The organism is Streptomyces dysideae, from assembly GCF_001514305.1.
Lineage (GTDB): Bacteria > Actinomycetota > Actinomycetes > Streptomycetales > Streptomycetaceae > Streptomyces > Streptomyces dysideae.
The window spans coordinates 252,095-268,941 of record NZ_KQ949081.1 but is presented as its reverse complement, the minus strand read 5'-3'; the positions used below and the strand labels follow the sequence as shown (position 1 = coordinate 268,941).

Annotated in this window: 12 protein-coding genes; 3 read left to right on the top strand and 9 right to left on the bottom strand. The window is 72.0% G+C overall.

All coding sequences use genetic code 11. The features are described from left to right. Positions 1-7: 7 nt before the first annotated feature. The 4 genes from AQJ91_RS14745 to AQJ91_RS14730 are packed head-to-tail and all read right to left on the bottom strand — an operon-like array spanning position 8 to position 5,977. A complete protein-coding gene (locus AQJ91_RS14745) occupies positions 8-1,852 on the bottom strand; it encodes an acetyl/propionyl/methylcrotonyl-CoA carboxylase subunit alpha (RefSeq protein ID WP_067020923.1) in 1,845 nt (614 codons plus the stop codon). Between the two features lie 50 nt (positions 1,853-1,902). Beyond that, complete coding sequence (locus AQJ91_RS14740; RefSeq protein WP_067020919.1) at positions 1,903-3,501, bottom strand: acyl-CoA carboxylase subunit beta; 1,599 nt, start codon at positions 3,499-3,501, stop codon at positions 1,903-1,905. Beyond that, the gene (locus tag AQJ91_RS14735) at positions 3,498-5,186 is read right to left on the bottom strand and encodes an acyclic terpene utilization AtuA family protein (RefSeq protein ID WP_107122440.1); all 1,689 of its coding nucleotides are present in this window, start codon (positions 5,184-5,186) and stop codon (positions 3,498-3,500) included. The genes AQJ91_RS14740 and AQJ91_RS14735 overlap by 4 nt, the downstream gene beginning before the upstream one ends. Continuing rightward, entirely contained in the window at positions 5,183-5,977 is a 795-nt protein-coding gene (locus AQJ91_RS14730; RefSeq protein WP_067021123.1) for a TIGR03084 family metal-binding protein, read from the bottom strand. Before AQJ91_RS14730 ends, AQJ91_RS14735 begins: the two co-directional genes overlap by 4 nt. A 158-nt stretch (positions 5,978-6,135) precedes the next feature. On the opposite strand from AQJ91_RS14730, the gene AQJ91_RS14725 reads away from it, so the two are divergent. Next, the gene (locus AQJ91_RS14725) at positions 6,136-6,921 is read left to right on the top strand and encodes a class I SAM-dependent DNA methyltransferase (protein WP_067021120.1); all 786 of its coding nucleotides are present in this window, start codon (positions 6,136-6,138) and stop codon (positions 6,919-6,921) included. Here AQJ91_RS14725 and AQJ91_RS14720 read toward each other — a convergent pair. From AQJ91_RS14720 to AQJ91_RS14705, 4 genes are all read right to left on the bottom strand, one after another. Then, positions 6,918-7,880 carry an EamA family transporter gene (locus tag AQJ91_RS14720; RefSeq protein ID WP_067020917.1) on the bottom strand — a complete coding sequence of 321 codons (963 nt, stop codon included), beginning with the start codon at positions 7,878-7,880 and terminating at the stop codon, positions 6,918-6,920. The genes AQJ91_RS14725 and AQJ91_RS14720 overlap by 4 nt on opposite strands. A 114-nt stretch (positions 7,881-7,994) precedes the next feature. Continuing rightward, positions 7,995-9,119, bottom strand: a complete 1,125-nt coding sequence (locus tag AQJ91_RS14715) for a lipid II:glycine glycyltransferase FemX (protein ID WP_067020914.1) — start codon at positions 9,117-9,119, stop codon at positions 7,995-7,997. A gap of 84 nt (positions 9,120-9,203) precedes the next feature. Then, complete coding sequence (locus AQJ91_RS14710; RefSeq protein ID WP_067020912.1) at positions 9,204-10,001, bottom strand: metallophosphoesterase family protein; 798 nt, start codon at positions 9,999-10,001, stop codon at positions 9,204-9,206. Between the two features lie 21 nt (positions 10,002-10,022). Then, on the bottom strand, positions 10,023-12,938 hold the full coding sequence (locus AQJ91_RS14705; RefSeq protein ID WP_067020910.1) for an FAD-binding and (Fe-S)-binding domain-containing protein: 2,916 nt from the start codon (positions 12,936-12,938) through the stop codon (positions 10,023-10,025). A gap of 80 nt (positions 12,939-13,018) precedes the next feature. On the opposite strand from AQJ91_RS14705, the gene serC reads away from it, so the two are divergent. After that, the gene (serC, locus tag AQJ91_RS14700; RefSeq protein ID WP_067020908.1) at positions 13,019-14,137 is read left to right on the top strand and encodes a phosphoserine transaminase; all 1,119 of its coding nucleotides are present in this window, start codon (positions 13,019-13,021) and stop codon (positions 14,135-14,137) included. A gap of 141 nt (positions 14,138-14,278) precedes the next feature. Here the strand turns inward: serC and AQJ91_RS14695 are convergent, their stop codons facing one another. Then, positions 14,279-15,643 (bottom strand): glycoside hydrolase family protein, encoded by a 1,365-nt coding sequence (locus AQJ91_RS14695; protein ID WP_234382257.1) that lies wholly within the window; start codon positions 15,641-15,643, stop codon positions 14,279-14,281. Positions 15,644-15,803: 160 nt separating this feature from the next. Between AQJ91_RS14695 and AQJ91_RS14690 the strand changes: the two genes are divergently transcribed. Further along, a complete protein-coding gene (locus tag AQJ91_RS14690; protein ID WP_067020904.1) occupies positions 15,804-16,823 on the top strand; it encodes a LacI family DNA-binding transcriptional regulator in 1,020 nt (339 codons plus the stop codon). Positions 16,824-16,847 lie beyond the last annotated feature (24 nt).

The following is a 16,847-nucleotide window of genomic DNA, read 5'->3' as shown; positions in this document are numbered from 1 at the left end:
GCGCCCCTTAGGCCGGCTGCACTACCGCCAGTAGTGCGCCTACCGCCACTTGTTGTCCCGGCACGGCGTGCAGGGCCGTCAGCGTGCCTGTGGCGGGTGCCGTGATCTTGTGTTCCATCTTCATCGCCTCCAGCCACAGGAGGGGTTCTCCGGCCTGTACGGCGGCTCCCTCGGTCAGGCCGTCGGCCACTCGGATCACCGTGCCGGGCATGGGGGCGAGCAGGGAGCCCGGGGCGTGCTGGGCGGTCGGGTCGGGGAAGCGGGGCAGGGCGGTGAGGGTGGTCGCGTTCACGTGGACCTGGTCGCCGTAGCGCGCGATCTCGAACTTCCTTCGTACGCCGTCCACTTCGAGTACGACGAGACGCGCGTCGGCGTGTACGACCCGGACGCCCTCCGCGCTGAGGCCCACGCGCGTGTGGCGGTACGTGGCCTCGTGTTCCTCGCCCGCCATGGCGTAGCGCTTGGTCTGTGGCTGGGAGGGCAGGTTGCGCCAGCCGCCGAAGCGGGAGCGGCCCTGGGTGTCGGCGAGGGCGGCGGCCAGGGGGGCGTGCGGGTCGGGGTCGGTGGTGGTCAGCTCGGGGAGGTGGCGGGTGTAGAAGCCGGTGTCCATGCGGGCCGTGGTGAACTCCTTGTGCCGCAGGGAGCGGACGAGGAGGTCCCGGTTGGTCGTGGGGCCGTGGATCGTCGTCCGTTCCAGGGCGCCCGCCAGCTTGCGGATGGCGTCCGCGCGCGTGGGGGCGTGGGCGACGGCCTTCGCCAGCATGGGGTCGTAGTGGACGCCGATCTCGTCGCCGTCGTCGTAGCCCGTGTCCAGGCGGACGGACGGCGGGACGGCCAGGTGGTGCAGGGTGCCGGTCTGGGGGGTCCAGCCGGACGCGGGGTCCTCGGCGTAGAGGCGGGCTTCCACGGCGTGGCCACGCGCGTGTGGGGGGTCGGGGGTCTCCAGGGCGTGGCCTTCCGCGATGCGGATCTGGAGGGCCACCAGGTCGATGCCGTGGATCGCTTCCGTGACGGGGTGTTCGACCTGGAGGCGGGTGTTCATCTCCAGGAAGTGCGCCTGGTCGCCGGTGACCAGGAACTCGACGGTGCCGGCGCCTGTGTAGGCGACCGCTCGGGCGGCGCGGGTCGCCGTCTCGTACAGGGTCGCGGTCAGTTCGGGATTCAAACCCGGTGCGGGGGCCTCTTCGATGACCTTCTGGTGGCGGCGCTGGAGGGAGCAGTCCCGGGTGCCGAGGGTCCAGACCGTGCCGTGGGTGTCGGCGAGGATCTGCACCTCGACGTGGCGGCCGTCCTCGATGTACGGCTCGACGAAGACCTCGCCGTCCCCGAAGGCGCTCGCGGCCTCGGTGCGCGCGCCCTCCAGGGCGGCGTCGAGCTCCTCGAGACGGCGCACGATCCGCATCCCGCGGCCCCCGCCGCCCGCGGACGCCTTCACGAGCACCGGCAGGTCGCCCTGCGCGACCTCACGCAGGGGCGCGAGCCCCATCAGCTCCTTGGCGCGTGTCTTGGACGCCATCGCCTCGATCGCCTCCGGGGGCGGGCCGACCCAGATCAGGCCGGCGTCGAGGACCGCGCGGGCGAAGTCGGGGTTCTCGGAGAGGAAGCCGTAGCCGGGGTGTACGGCGTCCGCGCCGGAGGCGATCGCCGCCTGCACGACCAGGTCGGCGCGGAGGTACGTCTCGGAGGGCGCCGCTCCGGGCAGGCGTACGGCCATGTCGGCCACGCGCTGGTGGCGGGCGTTCGCGTCGGCGTCCGAGTGCACGGCGACCGTTCGGATTCCCAACTCACCGCAGGTGCGGAAGACGCGGCAGGCGATCTCGCCGCGGTTGGCGACGAGCACAGAAGTAATCACTGGGCCTCACAGGTCATCATCACGTGGCCTCACAAGTCATCGCTGGCCCCTCACATCCGGAAGACGCCGAAGCCGCCGCGCACGCCTTCGTAGGGCGCCGTGTGGATCGCGGACAGGCACAGGCCGAGAACGGTGCGGGTGTCGCGCGGGTCGATGACGCCGTCGTCGTACAGCCGCCCGGACAGGAACATGGGCAGCGACTCGGACTCGATCTGCTGCTCCACCATCGCGCGCAGGGCGGCGTCGGCCTCCTCGTCGTACGGCCGGCCCTTCGCGGCCGCCGACTGCCGGGCGACGATGGAGAGGACGCCCGCAAGCTGCTGTGGGCCCATGACGGCCGACTTGGCGCTGGGCCAGGCGAAGAGGAAGCGGGGGTCGTAGGCGCGGCCGCACATGCCGTAGTGACCGGCGCCGTACGACGCGCCCATGAGGACGGACAGGTGGGGCACCCGGCTGTTGCTCACCGCGTTGATCATCATCGCGCCGTGCTTGATGATGCCGCCCTGTTCGTACTCCCTGCCGACCATGTAGCCGGTGGTGTTGTGCAGGAAGAGCAGCGGGATGTCGCGCTGGTTGGCGAGCTGGATGAACTGGGCGGCCTTCTGGGACTCCGCGCTGAAGAGGACGCCCTGGGCGTTGGCCAGCACGCCGACCGGGTAGCCGTGCAGGGTGGCCCAGCCGGTCGTGAGGCTCGTCCCGTACAGCGGCTTGAACTCGTCGAAGTCGGAGGCGTCGACGATCCGGGCGATGACCTCGCGCGGGTCGAAGGGGGTGCGCAGATCCCCTGGGACGATGCCGAGCAGCTCCTCCTCCGCGTACTTGGGGGGCGCGGCCGGGCCGGGATCGTCGTACGCCTTGCGGTGGTTGAGGCGGGCGACCACGCGCCGTGCCTGTCGCAGGGCGTCCGGCTCGTCGACGGCGAAGTAGTCGGCCAGGCCCGACACGCGCGCGTGCATCTCGGCGCCGCCCAGGGACTCGTCGTCGCTCTCCTCACCGGTGGCCATCTTCACCAGCGGCGGCCCGCCGAGGAACACCTTGGCGCGCTCCTTGACCATGATCACGTGGTCGGACATGCCAGGGATGTACGCACCGCCGGCGGTGGAGTTGCCGAAGACGACGGCGATGGTCGGGATTCCGGCGGCGGACAGGCGGGTCAGGTCGCGGAAGATCGCGCCGCCCGGGATGAAGATCTCCTTCTGCGACGGCAGATCGGCCCCACCCGACTCGACGAGGCTGATGCAGGGCAGCCGGTTGGCGAGGGCGATGTCGTTGGCCCTGAGCGCCTTCTTCAGGCTCCACGGGTTGCTGGCGCCGCCGCGCACGGTGGGGTCGTTGGCGGTGATCAGGCACTCCACGCCCTCGACGACGCCGATGCCGGTGACCAGGGAGGCGCCGACGGTGTAGTCGCTGCCCCAGGCGGCCAGCGGGGACAGTTCCAGGAAGGGCGTGTCGGGGTCGAGGAGCAGCTCGATGCGCTCGCGGGCGAGGAGCTTGCCGCGTCCCCGGTGCCGTTCGACGTACTTGTCGCCGCCGCCCGCGAGGGCCTTGGCGTGCTCGGCGTCCAGGTCGGCGAGCTTGGCGAGCATGGCGTCGCGGTTGGCCGTGTAGTCGGGGCTGTGGGTGTCCAGGGCGGAGGTGAGGACCGTCACAGCAGAGCCTCCGGTAGGTCCAGGTGGCGGGAGCGCAGCCATTCGCCGAGGGCCTTGGCCTGAGGGTCGAAGCGGTGCTGGGCGGCGACGCCCTCGCCGAGGAGGCCCTCGACGACGAAGTTGAGGGCGCGGAGGTTGGGGAGGGTGTGGCGGGTGACGTTCAACTGGGTGCTCTCGGGGATGAGTTGGTGGAACCGGTCGGTCGTCAGCTCGTGGGCGAGCCAGCGCCAGGCGGCGTCGGTGCGGGCCCAGACGCCGACGTTGGCGTTCCCGCCCTTGTCGCCGCTGCGGGCGCCGGCGACCAGGCCGAGGGGGGCGCGCTTGCGGGGGCCGTCCGGCGGTGGCTTGGGCAGGGGTGGTTCCGGTACGGGGTCGAGTACGCGGGTGTCGTGGGGCGGGGACACGGGGATACGGCGTCCGTCGTGGAGGACTGCCACATGTGCGACGGCGCCATGGGGGACGTAGACGTCCTCGAAGACCCCATAGGGCGCGCCCTTTCCCGGTGGCGCCAGCACATGGAAGCCGGGGTAGCTGGCGAGGGCGAGTTCGACGGCGGCTCCGCTGAGCGCCCGTCCGACGGCCTCCTGGTCCGGGTCCCGTACGACGAGTCTCAGCAGCGCGCTCGCGGTCTCCTCGGTCGGGGCGTCGGCGCGGTCGGTGCGGGCGAGGTCCCAACGGATGTCGGTGGGCAGCGACTTGGCGAGCGCCGCCGTCATCTGCTCCCGCACCAGGGCGGCCTTGGCGTCGATGTCGAGGCCGGTGAGGACGAAGGCGACCTCGTTGCGGAAGCCTCCGAGCCGGTTCACGCCGACCTTGAGGGTCGGGGGCGGGGCCTCGCCTCGTACGCCCTCGACACGCACCCGGTCGGGGCCGTCCTGGGTCAGCCGGACGGTGTCGAGGCGGGCGGTGACGTCCGGCCCGGCGTACCGGGCGCCGGCCGTCTCGTAGAGCAGCTGGGCGGTCACTGTGCCGACGTCGACGAGGCCGCCGGTGCCGGGGTGTTTGGTGATGACACAGCTGCCGTCGTCGTGGAGCTCGGCGAGGGGGAAGCCGGGCCGCCGGACGCAACCCTCTTGAAAGAAGGCGTAGTTTCCGCCGGTGGCCTGCGCCCCGCACTCCAGTACGTGCCCGGCGACGACGGCCCCCGCGAGCCGGTCGTACTCGCTGGGCGTCCAGCCGAAGTGGGCGGCGGCGGGCCCGGTGACGAGGGCCGCGTCCGTCACCCGTCCCGTGACCACCACGTCGGCGCCCTCCCGCAGACAGGCCGCGATGCCGAAGCCGCCGAGGTAGGCGTGGGTGGCGAGGCTGCCTGGGTGGCCGGCGGTGAGGTCGTCGCCCTCCACATGGGCGACGCGTACGGGGATGCCGAGCCGGTCGGCCAACTCCCGTACGGCGTCGGCGAGTCCGGCCGGGTTCAGACCACCGGCGTTCGCCACGACCTGGACGCCGCGCTCGTGTGCGAGGCCCAGGCACTCCTCCAGCTGGCGCAGGAAGGTGCGGGCGTATCCGGCGCCGGGGTCCTTGAGCCGGTCCCGGCCCAGGATGAGCATGGTGAGCTCGGCGAGGTAGTCGCCGGTGAGGACGTCCAGGTCACCGCCGGTGAGCATCTCGCGCATGGCGTCGAAGCGGTCGCCGTAGAAGCCGGAGGCGTTGCCGATCCGGAGGGGTCCCGGGGCGGACGTCACCGCGCGGCCCCCTTCGGCGGGCGGCCGGCGCCGGGCGGGCCCGCGAAGGCCTGGGCGATGTCCAGCCAACGGTCGGCGTCGGGGCCGTGGGCGGTCACCGCGAGGTCGGTGCGGTGGGCGCGGTGGGTGACGAGGAGGCAGAAGTCGAAGGCGGGGCCGGTGACGCGTTGGGGGGCGTCTTCGGGGCCGTACGCCCACACGTCGCCGCTCGGGCCGACGATTTCGACGCGGAACTCCTCGGTGGGCGGGGTCAGTCCCCGTACCCCGAAGGCGTAGTCGCGGGCCCGCACACCGATCCGCGCCACATGCCGGAGCCGGTCGGTAGGTGTCCGCACCACACCCAGCGCATCGGCGACGTCCAGTCCGTGGGCCCAGGTCTCCATCAGTCGGGCCGTGGCCATAGAGGCGGCCGACATGGGTGGGCCGTACCAGGGAAACCGGGTTCCTGCGGGTGCCGCACACAGGGCGGCTGCGAGTGCCTTACGCCCGTCCCGCCACCCCGCGAGGATCTCGGCCCCCGGTTTCGTCGCCCCCTCCTCGGCGCCCTCGTCGACGAAGCGGTCGGGGGCGGCGAGGGCCTTCTCGACCTCGTGGGTGAAGGCGCCGGGGTCGGTGACGGCGAGGAGGGCGGCGCGGTCGGTCCAGGCGAGGTGCGCGATCTGGTGGGCGATGGTCCAGCGGGGTGCGGGGGTGGCGAGCGCCCACTGCTCCGGGCTCAACTCGGCGACCAGCAGGTCGAGTTCCTCGCTCTCCTCACGCAGGTCGTCGATCACGGGCGTCGGATCGAACACGATGCGCTCCCCTCGGGGCACGGCGGTGTGCGGCGTGGTGGGGAGGAGCATGGCAGCGATGCCAGAAACAAGCAAGCATGCTTGCATTAATTGAGGCGCAACAGGACGGGACCAAAATCGCCGTGCGCCGCGGTCGGCCCTCGCAGTACGGTCGGCCGGTGGACGATACGGACGGTTACTTCGGAGAGTCTGTCGCGGCGAGGTACGACGAGTCGTCGGCGGGGATGTTCGCACCCGATGCCGTGGATCCGGTGGTCGGCTTCCTGACCGAACTGGCCGGCGACGGGCGGGCCCTGGAACTGGGCGTCGGAACCGGACGCGTCGCCCTGCCGTTGGCGCGGCGGGGTGTCGCCGTGCACGGTGTCGACATGTCGCGGGCGATGGTGGCCCGGCTGCGGGCGAAGCCGGGTGGCGATGCGATCGGCGTGACGATCGGGGACTTCGCGACGGCGAAGGTGGACGGCACGTTCTCCGTGGCGTACCTGGTCTTCAACACGATCATGAATCTGACGACGCAGGAGGCGCAGGTCGCCTGTTTCCGTAACGTCGCCGACCATCTGGAGCCCGGCGGGACCTTCGTCATCGAGGTCGGGATCCCCGACCTGCGCCGGCTTCCGCCCGGGCAGAACGCCGTACCGTTCCACACGAGTCCGACGCGATGGTCGTTCGACCTGTACGACGTGGCGACGCAGGCGATGAGTTCGAACTACGTCGAGGTCGTGGACGGTCGCGGCTCCTACTGGTCCGTCCCGTTCCGGTACGTGTGGCCCGCGGAACTCGACCTGATGGCACAGCTGGCCGGGCTTCGACTGCGTGAGCGGTGGGACGGCTGGACGCGGAAGCCGTTCACCAGTGAGAGCGAACGGCACGTCTCGGTCTGGGAGAAGCCTGACAGCGACGACGAACAGCAACAACGAATACGACAACGAACAGGGGCCGGCTAGGCCGCATCGCCCTCCACCCGCTTCGCCTTCCCCCGCCCCACCTGTGTGCGCACCGCCCCCATGCTCGCCGCGATGACCAGGGCGATCGCCAGTGCCTCCACCGCGGACAGGGCCTGGTGGAGGACGAGGAAGCCGGCCGTCGCGGCGACCGCCGGTTCCAGGCTCATGAGGATCGCGAAGGTGGCGGCGGGGAGGCGGCGCAGGGCGAGGAGTTCGACGGTGTAGGGGAGGACCGAGGAGAGGATCGCGACGGCCGAGCCCAGCGCGATCGTCACCGGATCCGTCAGCTTCGCGCCCGACTCGATGACGCCGAGCGGCAGCATCAGCAGCGCCGCGACCACCATGGCGAGGGCGAGGCCGTCGGCCTGGGGGAAGCGGCGTCCCGTACGGGCGCTGAAGATGATGTACGCCGCCCACATGGCGCCGGCGGCCAGGGCGTAGGCGACGCCTATGGGGTCGAGGGCGCCGAAGCCGCCCCCGCCGAGGAGGAAGACGCCGGCCAGGGCGAGTCCGGCCCATACGGCGTTGATCGCGCGGCGGGAGGTGAGGACCGAGAGCGCGAGCGGGCCGAGCACTTCCAGGGTGACCGCGGGACCGAGGGGGATGCGGGCGACCGACTGGTAGAAGAGGCCGTTCATCGCGGCCAGGGTGATGCCGAAGACGACGACCGTGCCCCAGTCGGTGCGGGAGTGGCCGCGCAGCCGGGGCCGGCAGATCAGCAGCAGCACGAGCGCCGCCGCCAGCAGCCGCAGCGTCACCACGCCGACGGCACCGGCCCGCGGTATCAGCGCCACGGCGAGCGCACCGCCGAACTGCACCGAGATACCGCCCGCGAGCACCAGGCCGACGGGGCCGAGGGAGCCCCGGCGGTGCGGGGTGCCGGACGGCACCGGGGTGTGGTCCGCTGCGGGGGCGGCCGGGGTCGGTGAGGGCGGGGTGGCGGCGCTGGGGGTGGTCACTGGGCTTCCAAAGGGGTCGACTCAGATCTCGTACATCACGGCGTACTAGCCGGTCCAGGCTAGTGGACTTCGACAGGTGTGTGAAGCCGATTTACACCTGTCTCGGCTGATGGACTAGCGCCGCGCCATGTACAGCTCCAGCGCCTTGTGCAGCAGCCGGTTGAGCGGGAAGTCCCACTCCCCGAGGTACTCGACGGCCTCGCCGCCCGCGCCCACCTTGAACCGCAGCAGCCCCAGCAGGTGGTTGGACTCCTCCAGGGTGTCGGTGATGCCGCGGAAGTCGTAGACGGAGGCGCCGAGTTCATGGGCGTCGGCCATCATGCGCCACTGCATGGCATTGCTGGGCTGGACCTCGCGCTTGCGGCTGGTGGAGGCGCCGTAGGAGTACCAGACGTGGTCGCCGACGGTGATCATGGTTGCCGCGGCGAGGACGTCGCCCTCGTGGTGGGCGAGGTAGAGCCGCATGCGGTCGGGGTGTTCGGCGGTGAGCGCGGTCCACATGCGCTGGAAGTAGAGCAGCGGGCGCGGGACGAAACGGTCGCGCTCGGCGGTCTCGGCGTAGAGGTCGTGGAAGGCGGGCAGATCGTCGTGGCCGCCGCGGACCACCTTCACGCCAGCCTTGTCGGCCTTCTTGATGTTGCGCCGCCACTGCTGGTTGAGGCCGCGGTGGATTTCGTCCAACGACCGTCCAGCGAACGGGACTTGAGAGACGTAGCGGGGCTGTCCGGCGGCGAAGCCGTCCTCGCCGCCCGGCTCGGTCTGCTGCCAGCCGGCGCGGCGCAGCCGGTCGGCGATGTCGGAGGCGCGCGGGTCGTACGAGGTGGCCTCGGCGTCGCGCAGGCGGCGGGCGGCCGGGTCGGCGATGGCCGCCTTGACCGCGTCGGGGCTCCAGCGGCGTACGACGACGGGCGGGCCCATCTTCACCGAGAAGGCGCCCTGCCGTCTGAGGTACGCCAGCATCGGTTCGAGCCAGCGCTCGCCGAGGTCGGGGGCGTGCCAGTCGATCAGCGGGCCCTCGGGGAGATAGGCGAGGTACTTCTTCAGCTTCGGCAGCGGACGGAAGAGCACCAGCCCCGCGCCGGCCAGTCGCCCCTCCTCGTCGAACCAGCCCAGACTCTCCGCCCGCCAGTCGGGCTTCACCTCGCCCCAGGAGGGGAGCTGCATATGGCTGGCGGAGGGGCGGGCCGCGACGAACGCCAGGTGCTCGTCGCGGGTGATGGGCCGGAGGTGGAGGGGCATGCGCGGGGGCTCCTTGCAGGGGCGTAGGGGCTGGGCTCGTCAGCAGCGTACGAGGCCCCCGTCGCCCTACAAACGCTCCTCGCCCTACGAGGCCCCCTCCCGCCCGTCCCGGGGTCCGAATGCCGTCAGCGCGTCCGCGTCCGTCGCTCGGGAGTTGAGGAAGTAGTCGGCCCATTCGGCGATGTCGGGGTAGGCGCACTCCGTCGTGAGGCGGGTGATCGCCGCCGGGATGTCGTACGGCGTGACCCTCAGGTCGGCACCGGGGCCGAGCAGGCACCAGTGGGCGCCGGTGCGGCCGTACGGCATGCCGACGCTGCCTGGGTTCACGACCAGACGGCCGTGGGCGAGGCGGACGTACGGCATGTGGGTGTGGCCGCAGACCACGGTGCGGACGGTGTCGTCGAGGCCGGCGAAGACCTCCGTCCAGCGGTCGAGACGGGAGTCGACCAGGACGACCTCCTCGTCGTCGCGGGGCGTGGCGTGGCAGAAGAAGACCTCGCCGAGGCCGGGCACGGTGAGGGTGAGCGTCTTGGGGAGGGCGGCGAGGAAGTCGACGTGTTCGTCGGCGAGTTGGGATGCCGCGTACGGGCCGATGGGGTCGGGGATCCCGTCCCGCTCGCCCCGCCGGTACTCGACCAGTTCCCGGTCCGCGTTGCCGCCGACCCACAGCACCCGGTCGCCCTGTTTCCGCAACAGGTCGATCACCTCGGCCGGTTGCGGTCCCGCCGTGATGTCGCCGGTGAGCACGATGCGCTCGGCGCCGGCCACCTCCGGCTCGGCGAGTACCGCTTCCAGGGCGGGGAGTACGCCGTGGATGTCGGAGAGGACGGCCACGCGTCCAGGTTCAGCGTCCCTCACGCCCGTCCCCTCCGGTTCCCTCATGCCCGTCTCCCTCCGGTTCCCTCATGCCCGTCTCCCTCCGGTTCCCTCATGCCCGTCTCCTTCCAGCGCCTCCGCCAGCACTTCCGCCAGATGCCTGCCCCGCACGCCGGCCAGCTGCCCCAGCTGCGTCCGGCACGAGAACCCGTCCGCCAGCACGACGGCACCCTCGCCCGCCGCCCGCACCGCCGGCAGCAGCTGCTCCTCCGCGCAGGCCGCGGACACCTCGAAGTGCCCCTTCTCGAAGCCGAAGTTGCCCGCCAACCCGCAGCAGCCGCCGCTCAGTTCACCCGAGAGTCCCGCCGCCGCACGCAGCCGCCGGTCGGCCGCGTCGCCGAGCACCGCGTGCTGATGGCAGTGGGTCTGCCCGGCCGCCGGACGGTCCATGCGGGGCGGCGTCCAGTGCGGAGCCAGGCGTTCCAGCGCCTCGGCGAAGGTGAGGACCCGGTCGGCCAGGCGGTGGGCGCGCGGATCGTCGTGCAGCAGTTCCGGCAGGTCCGTGCGGAGGGCGGCGGCGCAGCTCGGTTCCAGGACGACGACCGGGGCGTCGGTCGCCAGCACCGGTGCCATGAGGTCGAGCGTGCGGCGCAGCACCGTACGGGCGCGGTCCAGCTGGCCGGTGGAGACGTACGTCAGGCCGCAGCAGACGCGACCACGGCCGTGGACGAGCGCGAGCGGGTTCAGGAAGGCCGAACGGCCGTCGGCGACGCCCCGCGACCTCGGCAGCCGCAGCGTCGGCGGGAGGGCTACGCGCAGGCCCGCCGCCTCCAGCACCCGCACGGCCGCCTGTCCCACCGCCGGCGAGAGGTGCTCGGTGAAGGTGTCCGGCCACAGGACGACCAGGTCACCGACACCGCCACCGTCCCCGCTTCCGCCGACGGACTTCGCCCGCCGTCCCCACCACCGGCTGAACGTCCCCGTCGCCAGCCGCGGGATCTCCCGCTCGGGGGCGATCCCGCCGAGCCGTTTCGCGGCCCACGCGAACGGCCGTACGGCGGCCAGGAGGTTGGCCAAGGGCGCCGTACGCGTGCGTGCCACCGCCCGCAGCCACACCGGCAGCCACCCCATGCTGTAGTGGGCGGCCGGACGCCGCCGCCCCTCGTAGTGGTGGTGCAGGAACTCCGCCTTGTACGTGGCCATGTCGACCCCGACCGGGCAGTCGGACCGGCAGCCCTTGCAGGACAGGCACAGATCCAGCGCGTCCCGCACCTCCGTCGACCGCCATCCGTCGGTCACCACCTCGCCGGCGAGCATCTCGTGCAGCAGCCGGGCACGCCCGCGCGTGGAGTGCTCCTCGGCGCCGGTCGCCCGGAACGAGGGGCACATGACCGCCGACCCCGACACCGATGTCGTACGGCATTTGGCGACGCCCACACAGCGCCGTACCGCCGCCGAGAAGTCACCGCCGTCGGCCGGGTAGCCGAAGGCCACGTCGACGGGTTCGCGCGGCAGCACGGAGAAGCGGAGGTTCGAGTCCAGGGGCGCCGGGCGGACCAGCATCCCCGGGTTGAGGAGGTCGTCCGGGTCCCACACGCCCTTCGCCCGCTCGAAGAGGGCGACCAGTTCCTCCCCGTACATCTTCGGCAGCAGTTCGGCCCGGGCCTGCCCGTCCCCGTGCTCGCCGGACAGCGATCCCCCGTGCGCCACCACGACCTCGGCGAGCTCCTCCGAGAACCGCCGGAAGCGGGCGATCCCCTTCTGCGTCATCAGGTCGAAGTCGATGCGGACGTGGATGCAGCCGTCCCCGAAGTGCCCGTACGGCGTCCCGCGCAGCCCGTGCGCGGACAGCAGCCCCCGGAAGTCCCGCAGATACGCGCCGAGCCGCTCCGGCGGCACGGCACAGTCCTCCCACCCCGGCCATGCCTCGCTCCCGTCCGGCATGCGCGTGGCCGTACCGCTCGCGTCCTCCCGGATCCGCCACAGCGCCCGCTGCCCACCCGGGTCGGTCACCACCAGCGAGTCCACGACCCCGGCGGCCCGCACGATCGCCTCCGCACGCGCGCGTGCCTCCGCCTCCGACTCCCCGCCCGTCTCGACGAACAGCCAGGCCCCACCCCGAGGCAGCACGGCCGCCGAGGCCACCAGGTCGGCCGCCATGCCCTCCACGGTCAACGGCCCGTACGGCAGCAGCCCGGCCGCCGCCTCAGCAGCGGCACTCTCATCGGCGTACGCCAACACGGCGAGCGCACGCGCGCGTGGCGCCTCCACCAGCCGTACGACCGCCTCCGTCAGCACGCCCAGCGTGCCCTCCGAGCCGCAGAAGGAACGGGCGACATCGGCGCCCTTCTCGGGCAGCAGGGCGTCGAGTGCGTATCCGGAGATACGGCGGGGCAGCTCGGGAAACCCGGTCCGCAGCCGGGCCAGATCCCCCTCCACCAGGCCCCGCAGCCCGTCCGGCGCCCCCGCCCACCCCTGCCCGAGCCGCAGTCGCTCCCCGCGCGCGGTGACCACGGCCAGCTCCCGCACGCTGTCCGCGGTCGTCCCCCACGCCACCGAGTGCGAGCCGCACGAGTTGTTGCCGATCATCCCGCCCAGCGTGCACCGGCTGTGGGTGGAGGGGTCGGGGCCGAAGCGCAGGCCGTGCGGGGCGGCGGCGTCCTGGAGGCGGTCGAGGACGAGCCCCGGCTGTACGACGGCGGTACGCGCGTCGGGGTCGATCTCCAGCAGGCGGTTCATATGGCGGGTGAAGTCCAGCACCACCCCCACTCCCGTGGCCTGCCCGGCGATCGACGTCCCGCCGCCCCGCGCCACGACCGGCACCCCACGCGCGCGGCACACCTCCAGCACGGCCGCCACGTCGTCGGCGTCCCGCGGAGCGACCACCCCCAGCGGGACACGCCGGTAGTTGGAGGCGTCCATGGTGGTCAGCGCCCGGGAGGTGACGTCGAATCCGACCTCGCCCCGGACGGCCTTGCGCAGCTCAGCCTCGAGATCCGTCATACGTCCAGCAAATCATCGACACCGTCTCACCCGACGGACTTCGTTTCGACCAGGTTTCCCCCACCGGATACCCTCCCTTCGTGGCTGAGATCCAGATTCCCGCTGACATCAAGCCCGCCGACGGACGTTTCGGCGCGGGCCCCTCCAAGGTGCGGACGGAAGCGCTGGACGCGCTGGCCGCAACCGGAACCTCTCTCCTCGGTACGTCCCACCGCCAAGCCCCCGTCAAGAACCTGGTCGGCCAGGTCCGCGAGGGCATCCGTGACCTGTTCCAGCTGCCCGAGGGCTACGAGGTCATCCTCGGCAACGGCGGCTCCACGGCGTTCTGGGACGTCGCGACGCACGGCCTGATCGAGAACAGGTCGCAGCACCTGAACTTCGGTGAGTTCAGCTCGAAGTTCGCGAAGGCCGCCAAGCTCGCGCCCTGGCTCGCCGAGCCGGACGTCATCGCCTCCGAGCCCGGCACACACCCCGACCCGGTCGCCGAGGCCGGCGTCGACGTCTACGCCTTCACCCACAACGAGACCTCCACCGGCGTCGCGATGCCCATCAAGCGCGTGGCCGGTGCCGACGAGGGTTCCCTCGTCGTGGTCGACGCCACGTCCGGCGCCGGCGGCCTCCCGGTCGACATCGCCGAGACCGACGTCTACTACTTCGCCCCGCAGAAGTCCTTCGCCTCCGACGGCGGCCTGTGGATCGGCGTGTTCTCCCCGGCGGCGATCGAGCGCGCCGAGCGCATCCACGCGTCCGGCCGCCACATCCCGGAGTTCTTCTCGCTCCCGACGGCGATCGACAACTCCCGCAAGAACCAGACGTACAACACCCCGGCGCTGGCCACCCTGTTCCTCCTCAACCAGCAGCTGGAGTGGATCAACGGCCAGGGCGGTCTGGACTGGGCGGTCCGCCGCACCGCCACCTCCGCCCGCACGCTGTACGGCTGGGCCGAGGACGTCAAGTTCGCCAACCCGTTCGTCGCGGACCCTGCGAAGCGTTCGCAGGTCATCGGCACGATCGACTTCACGGAGGAGGTCGACGCCGCCGCCGTCGCGAAGGTCCTGCGCGCCAACGGCATCGTCGACACGGAGCCCTACCGGAAGCTGGGCCGCAACCAGCTGCGCGTCGCCATGTTCCCGGCGATCGACCCGGCGGACGTCGAGGCGCTGACGAAGTGCATCGACTACGTGATCGAGAAGCTGTAGCCGTCAGCCGTCAGCCGTTCCGAGCGGTACGACGATGAGGGCGCCCGGTCGACACTGGGCGCCCTTCTTCGTGCTTCACGGACGGCTGACTTCGAGGGCCGACCGTCGGACACGTCGCGTGAGCGGGCTCCCGCGCGTCGCTCAGGGCCCCGGCCAGACCGCCGAGACGTCGTCGCGGCGCGGGTCGGGCAGCCGGATCGGGCGGACGGGAATGGTGCGTTCGCGTCCTTCGGTGACGGCCCTCCACGGGACGGGCTGCCCGGAGTAGCACAGGGCCGTCAGGGCGAAGACGCCGTCGGCGTAGACCTCGACGTACTCGCCGATGGTGAGGATGCGCAGGGCGGTGGCGGGTTCGGCCAGGATGGTCTCGCCGAGCGGGATTCCGTCCGGGCCGGTGATCCAGAGGTTCTTGCCGTCGCAGCCCACGACGAGGGCGGAACGGTTGCCGCCGGGGGCGTCGGTGCGCAGGGTGATCTCGACCGGCCCGGTGATCCCGATGTCGCCGACCGCGTGCAGTGCGGGGCCGTCCGTCTCCTCGTCGAGCCAGGCGTCCAGGCCGGACCACCATTCCAGGCGAGGAGCCGAATCGCCCTCCACCACAAGCGACTTGGGCTGGGCCAGCATGCCGCGGCAGCGCTCCCCCGTGTCGCTGAGGCCGACCCGGCGGGGCGTGGTGTGCAGGACGGCGCGGGAGCCGTCGGGGGCGGCGATGACCCGTGGGGCGTATGAGCCGGTCGGTCCGAGAGGGCCGCGGCGGGTCCAGGGGCCGCGCAGTCGGGGGGCCGTCCACGCCTCGAAGCCGCGGGTGGAGCCGATGGAGCCGAGCAGCAGCCAGCTGCCGTCGTCGAGGCGTTCCAGGACCGGGCACTCCAGTTCGTTGACGTCGCCAGGGGAGATGAGCGGCGGCTGGACTGTCCAGTGCTCCAGGTCGTCGGAAGTGGCCCAGGCGACGCAGCCGCTGACCTCGACGGGCAGGGAGGCGTCGCTCGCGCAGACCGCCATGACCCAGCCGTCCGTCTCGTCGTCGCGTACGACGAACGGGTCGCGCCAGCCCATGCGTTCACCGGTGCGGTACCAGCGCGGGTCCGCCTCGACGACCGGGCCGGTCCCGTGGCGGCGCCAGCCCGTGCCGTCCGTGCGATCGGAGTACGCCAGCCCGACGGACTGGAGCGGCCAGCCGGCCGGTGTGAGGCCGGAGACACCCGTGTAGAACATCGCCATTCCCTCGCCGTGCCGGACGGGGTGCATCGTCCACACCGCCTGCTGGTCGAAGCGGCCGGGCAGGCCGACGCCGAAAGCGGTGCCCTGCGGCTGCCAGTCGACCAGGTCGGTGGAGGTGGCCCGGCCGAAGGAGGTCTCCATCCGCAGGTGGTCGAACTCGGCCGTCCAGGGCCCCTGCAGATGCAGCACCGCATACGTGCCGTCCTCGTCGCGCAGGAGGGCGAAGTCGTTCACGCAAAGGCCGGGCGGGGCGTATCGCATGCGCAGCAGTTCCTGTCGGCTCACAGCGCCCAAACGTGTGCGCTGACCATCGATTCAAAACGGACTCTCTTTGAAATCGGCCCAAGTAAATCTGAACGCAAACGCTTGCGCAACAAGGCGGCCAGGTTTACGGTCACGTCACCCACAGATCACACCGACGTGAAACCAAGGGAGGAACTGCGCCGTGACGGCCAGCATCAACGACGTCGCCCGTGCCGCCGGAGTCTCCGCGTCCACCGTGTCCCGCGCCCTGCGTGGCCGGCCGGGCGTGTCCGACGAGGTGCGGGACCAGATCAAGGCCGTCGCCGCCCAGCTCGGCTACACCGCCTCCCGTTCCGCCTCCAGCCTGGCAAGCGGCCGTACGTTCACCATCGGCGTGCTGGTCCCGTACGTGGGCCGCTGGTTCTTCGGCACCGTGCTGGACGCCGCGGAGCAGGTCTTCAGCGCCGCCGGGTACGACGTACTGCTGTACAACCTGGGCTCCCCGGAGACCCGCAAGCGTTTCTTCACCAGGCTGCCGGTCCGCAAGCGAGTGGACGCGGTGCTGACGCTCCTCATCCCCGAGGAGGAGGAGTCGGCCGCGCTGCGCTCACTGGGAGTGCCGCTGGCCACCACGGTCGGCGGCGCCCGGCCCGGCTTCACCGTCGTCGGCATCGACGACCGGGCCGGCACCGAGAACGCCGTACGGCATCTGGTGAACCTCGGCCACCGCCGCATCGGCATGATCAGCGGGTCCAGCGGGCCGCTGCACTGGACCACCCCCATCGACCGCCGCAACGCCTATCTGGACGTCCTGGCCGATGCCGGGATCGCCCACGATCCGGCGCTGGAGGCGGACGGCGACTACACCGTCGAGGGCGGTGAGCGGGCGATGACCGAGCTGCTGGCCGTCTCCCGGCCGCCGACCGCCGTGTTCGCGCAGTCCGACGAGATGGCGATGGGCGCCCTGCGCGCCCTGCGCCGCCATCGGCTGCGGGTGCCGGAGGACGTGTCCGTCATCGGCTTCGACGACCACGAACTCGCCGACGTCGTCGGCCTGACCACCGTCGCCCAGCCGGTCGCCGACCAGGGTGCCGAAGCCGCCCGGCTGCTGCTGCGGCAACTGGACGAACTCGGTGCCGAGCCGCCGGGTCAGGTACGGATGCCCATCCGCCTCGTCCTGCGCGAGACCACCGCCCCACCCAGCCCACGCGGACCGCAGTAACCGCCCACCCCCTTCAGCCCCACC

Coding starts and splice junctions, on each gene's coding strand:
- AQJ91_RS14710 (WP_067020912.1), bottom strand. CDS start 10,001: ATGAGGGAACCGGAGGGGACGGGCGTGAGGGACGCTGAACCTGGACGC.
- AQJ91_RS14715 (WP_067020914.1), bottom strand. CDS start 9,119: ATGCCCCTCCACCTCCGGCCCATCACCCGCGACGAGCACCTGGCGTTC.
- AQJ91_RS14705 (WP_067020910.1), bottom strand. CDS start 12,938: ATGACGGATCTCGAGGCTGAGCTGCGCAAGGCCGTCCGGGGCGAGGTC.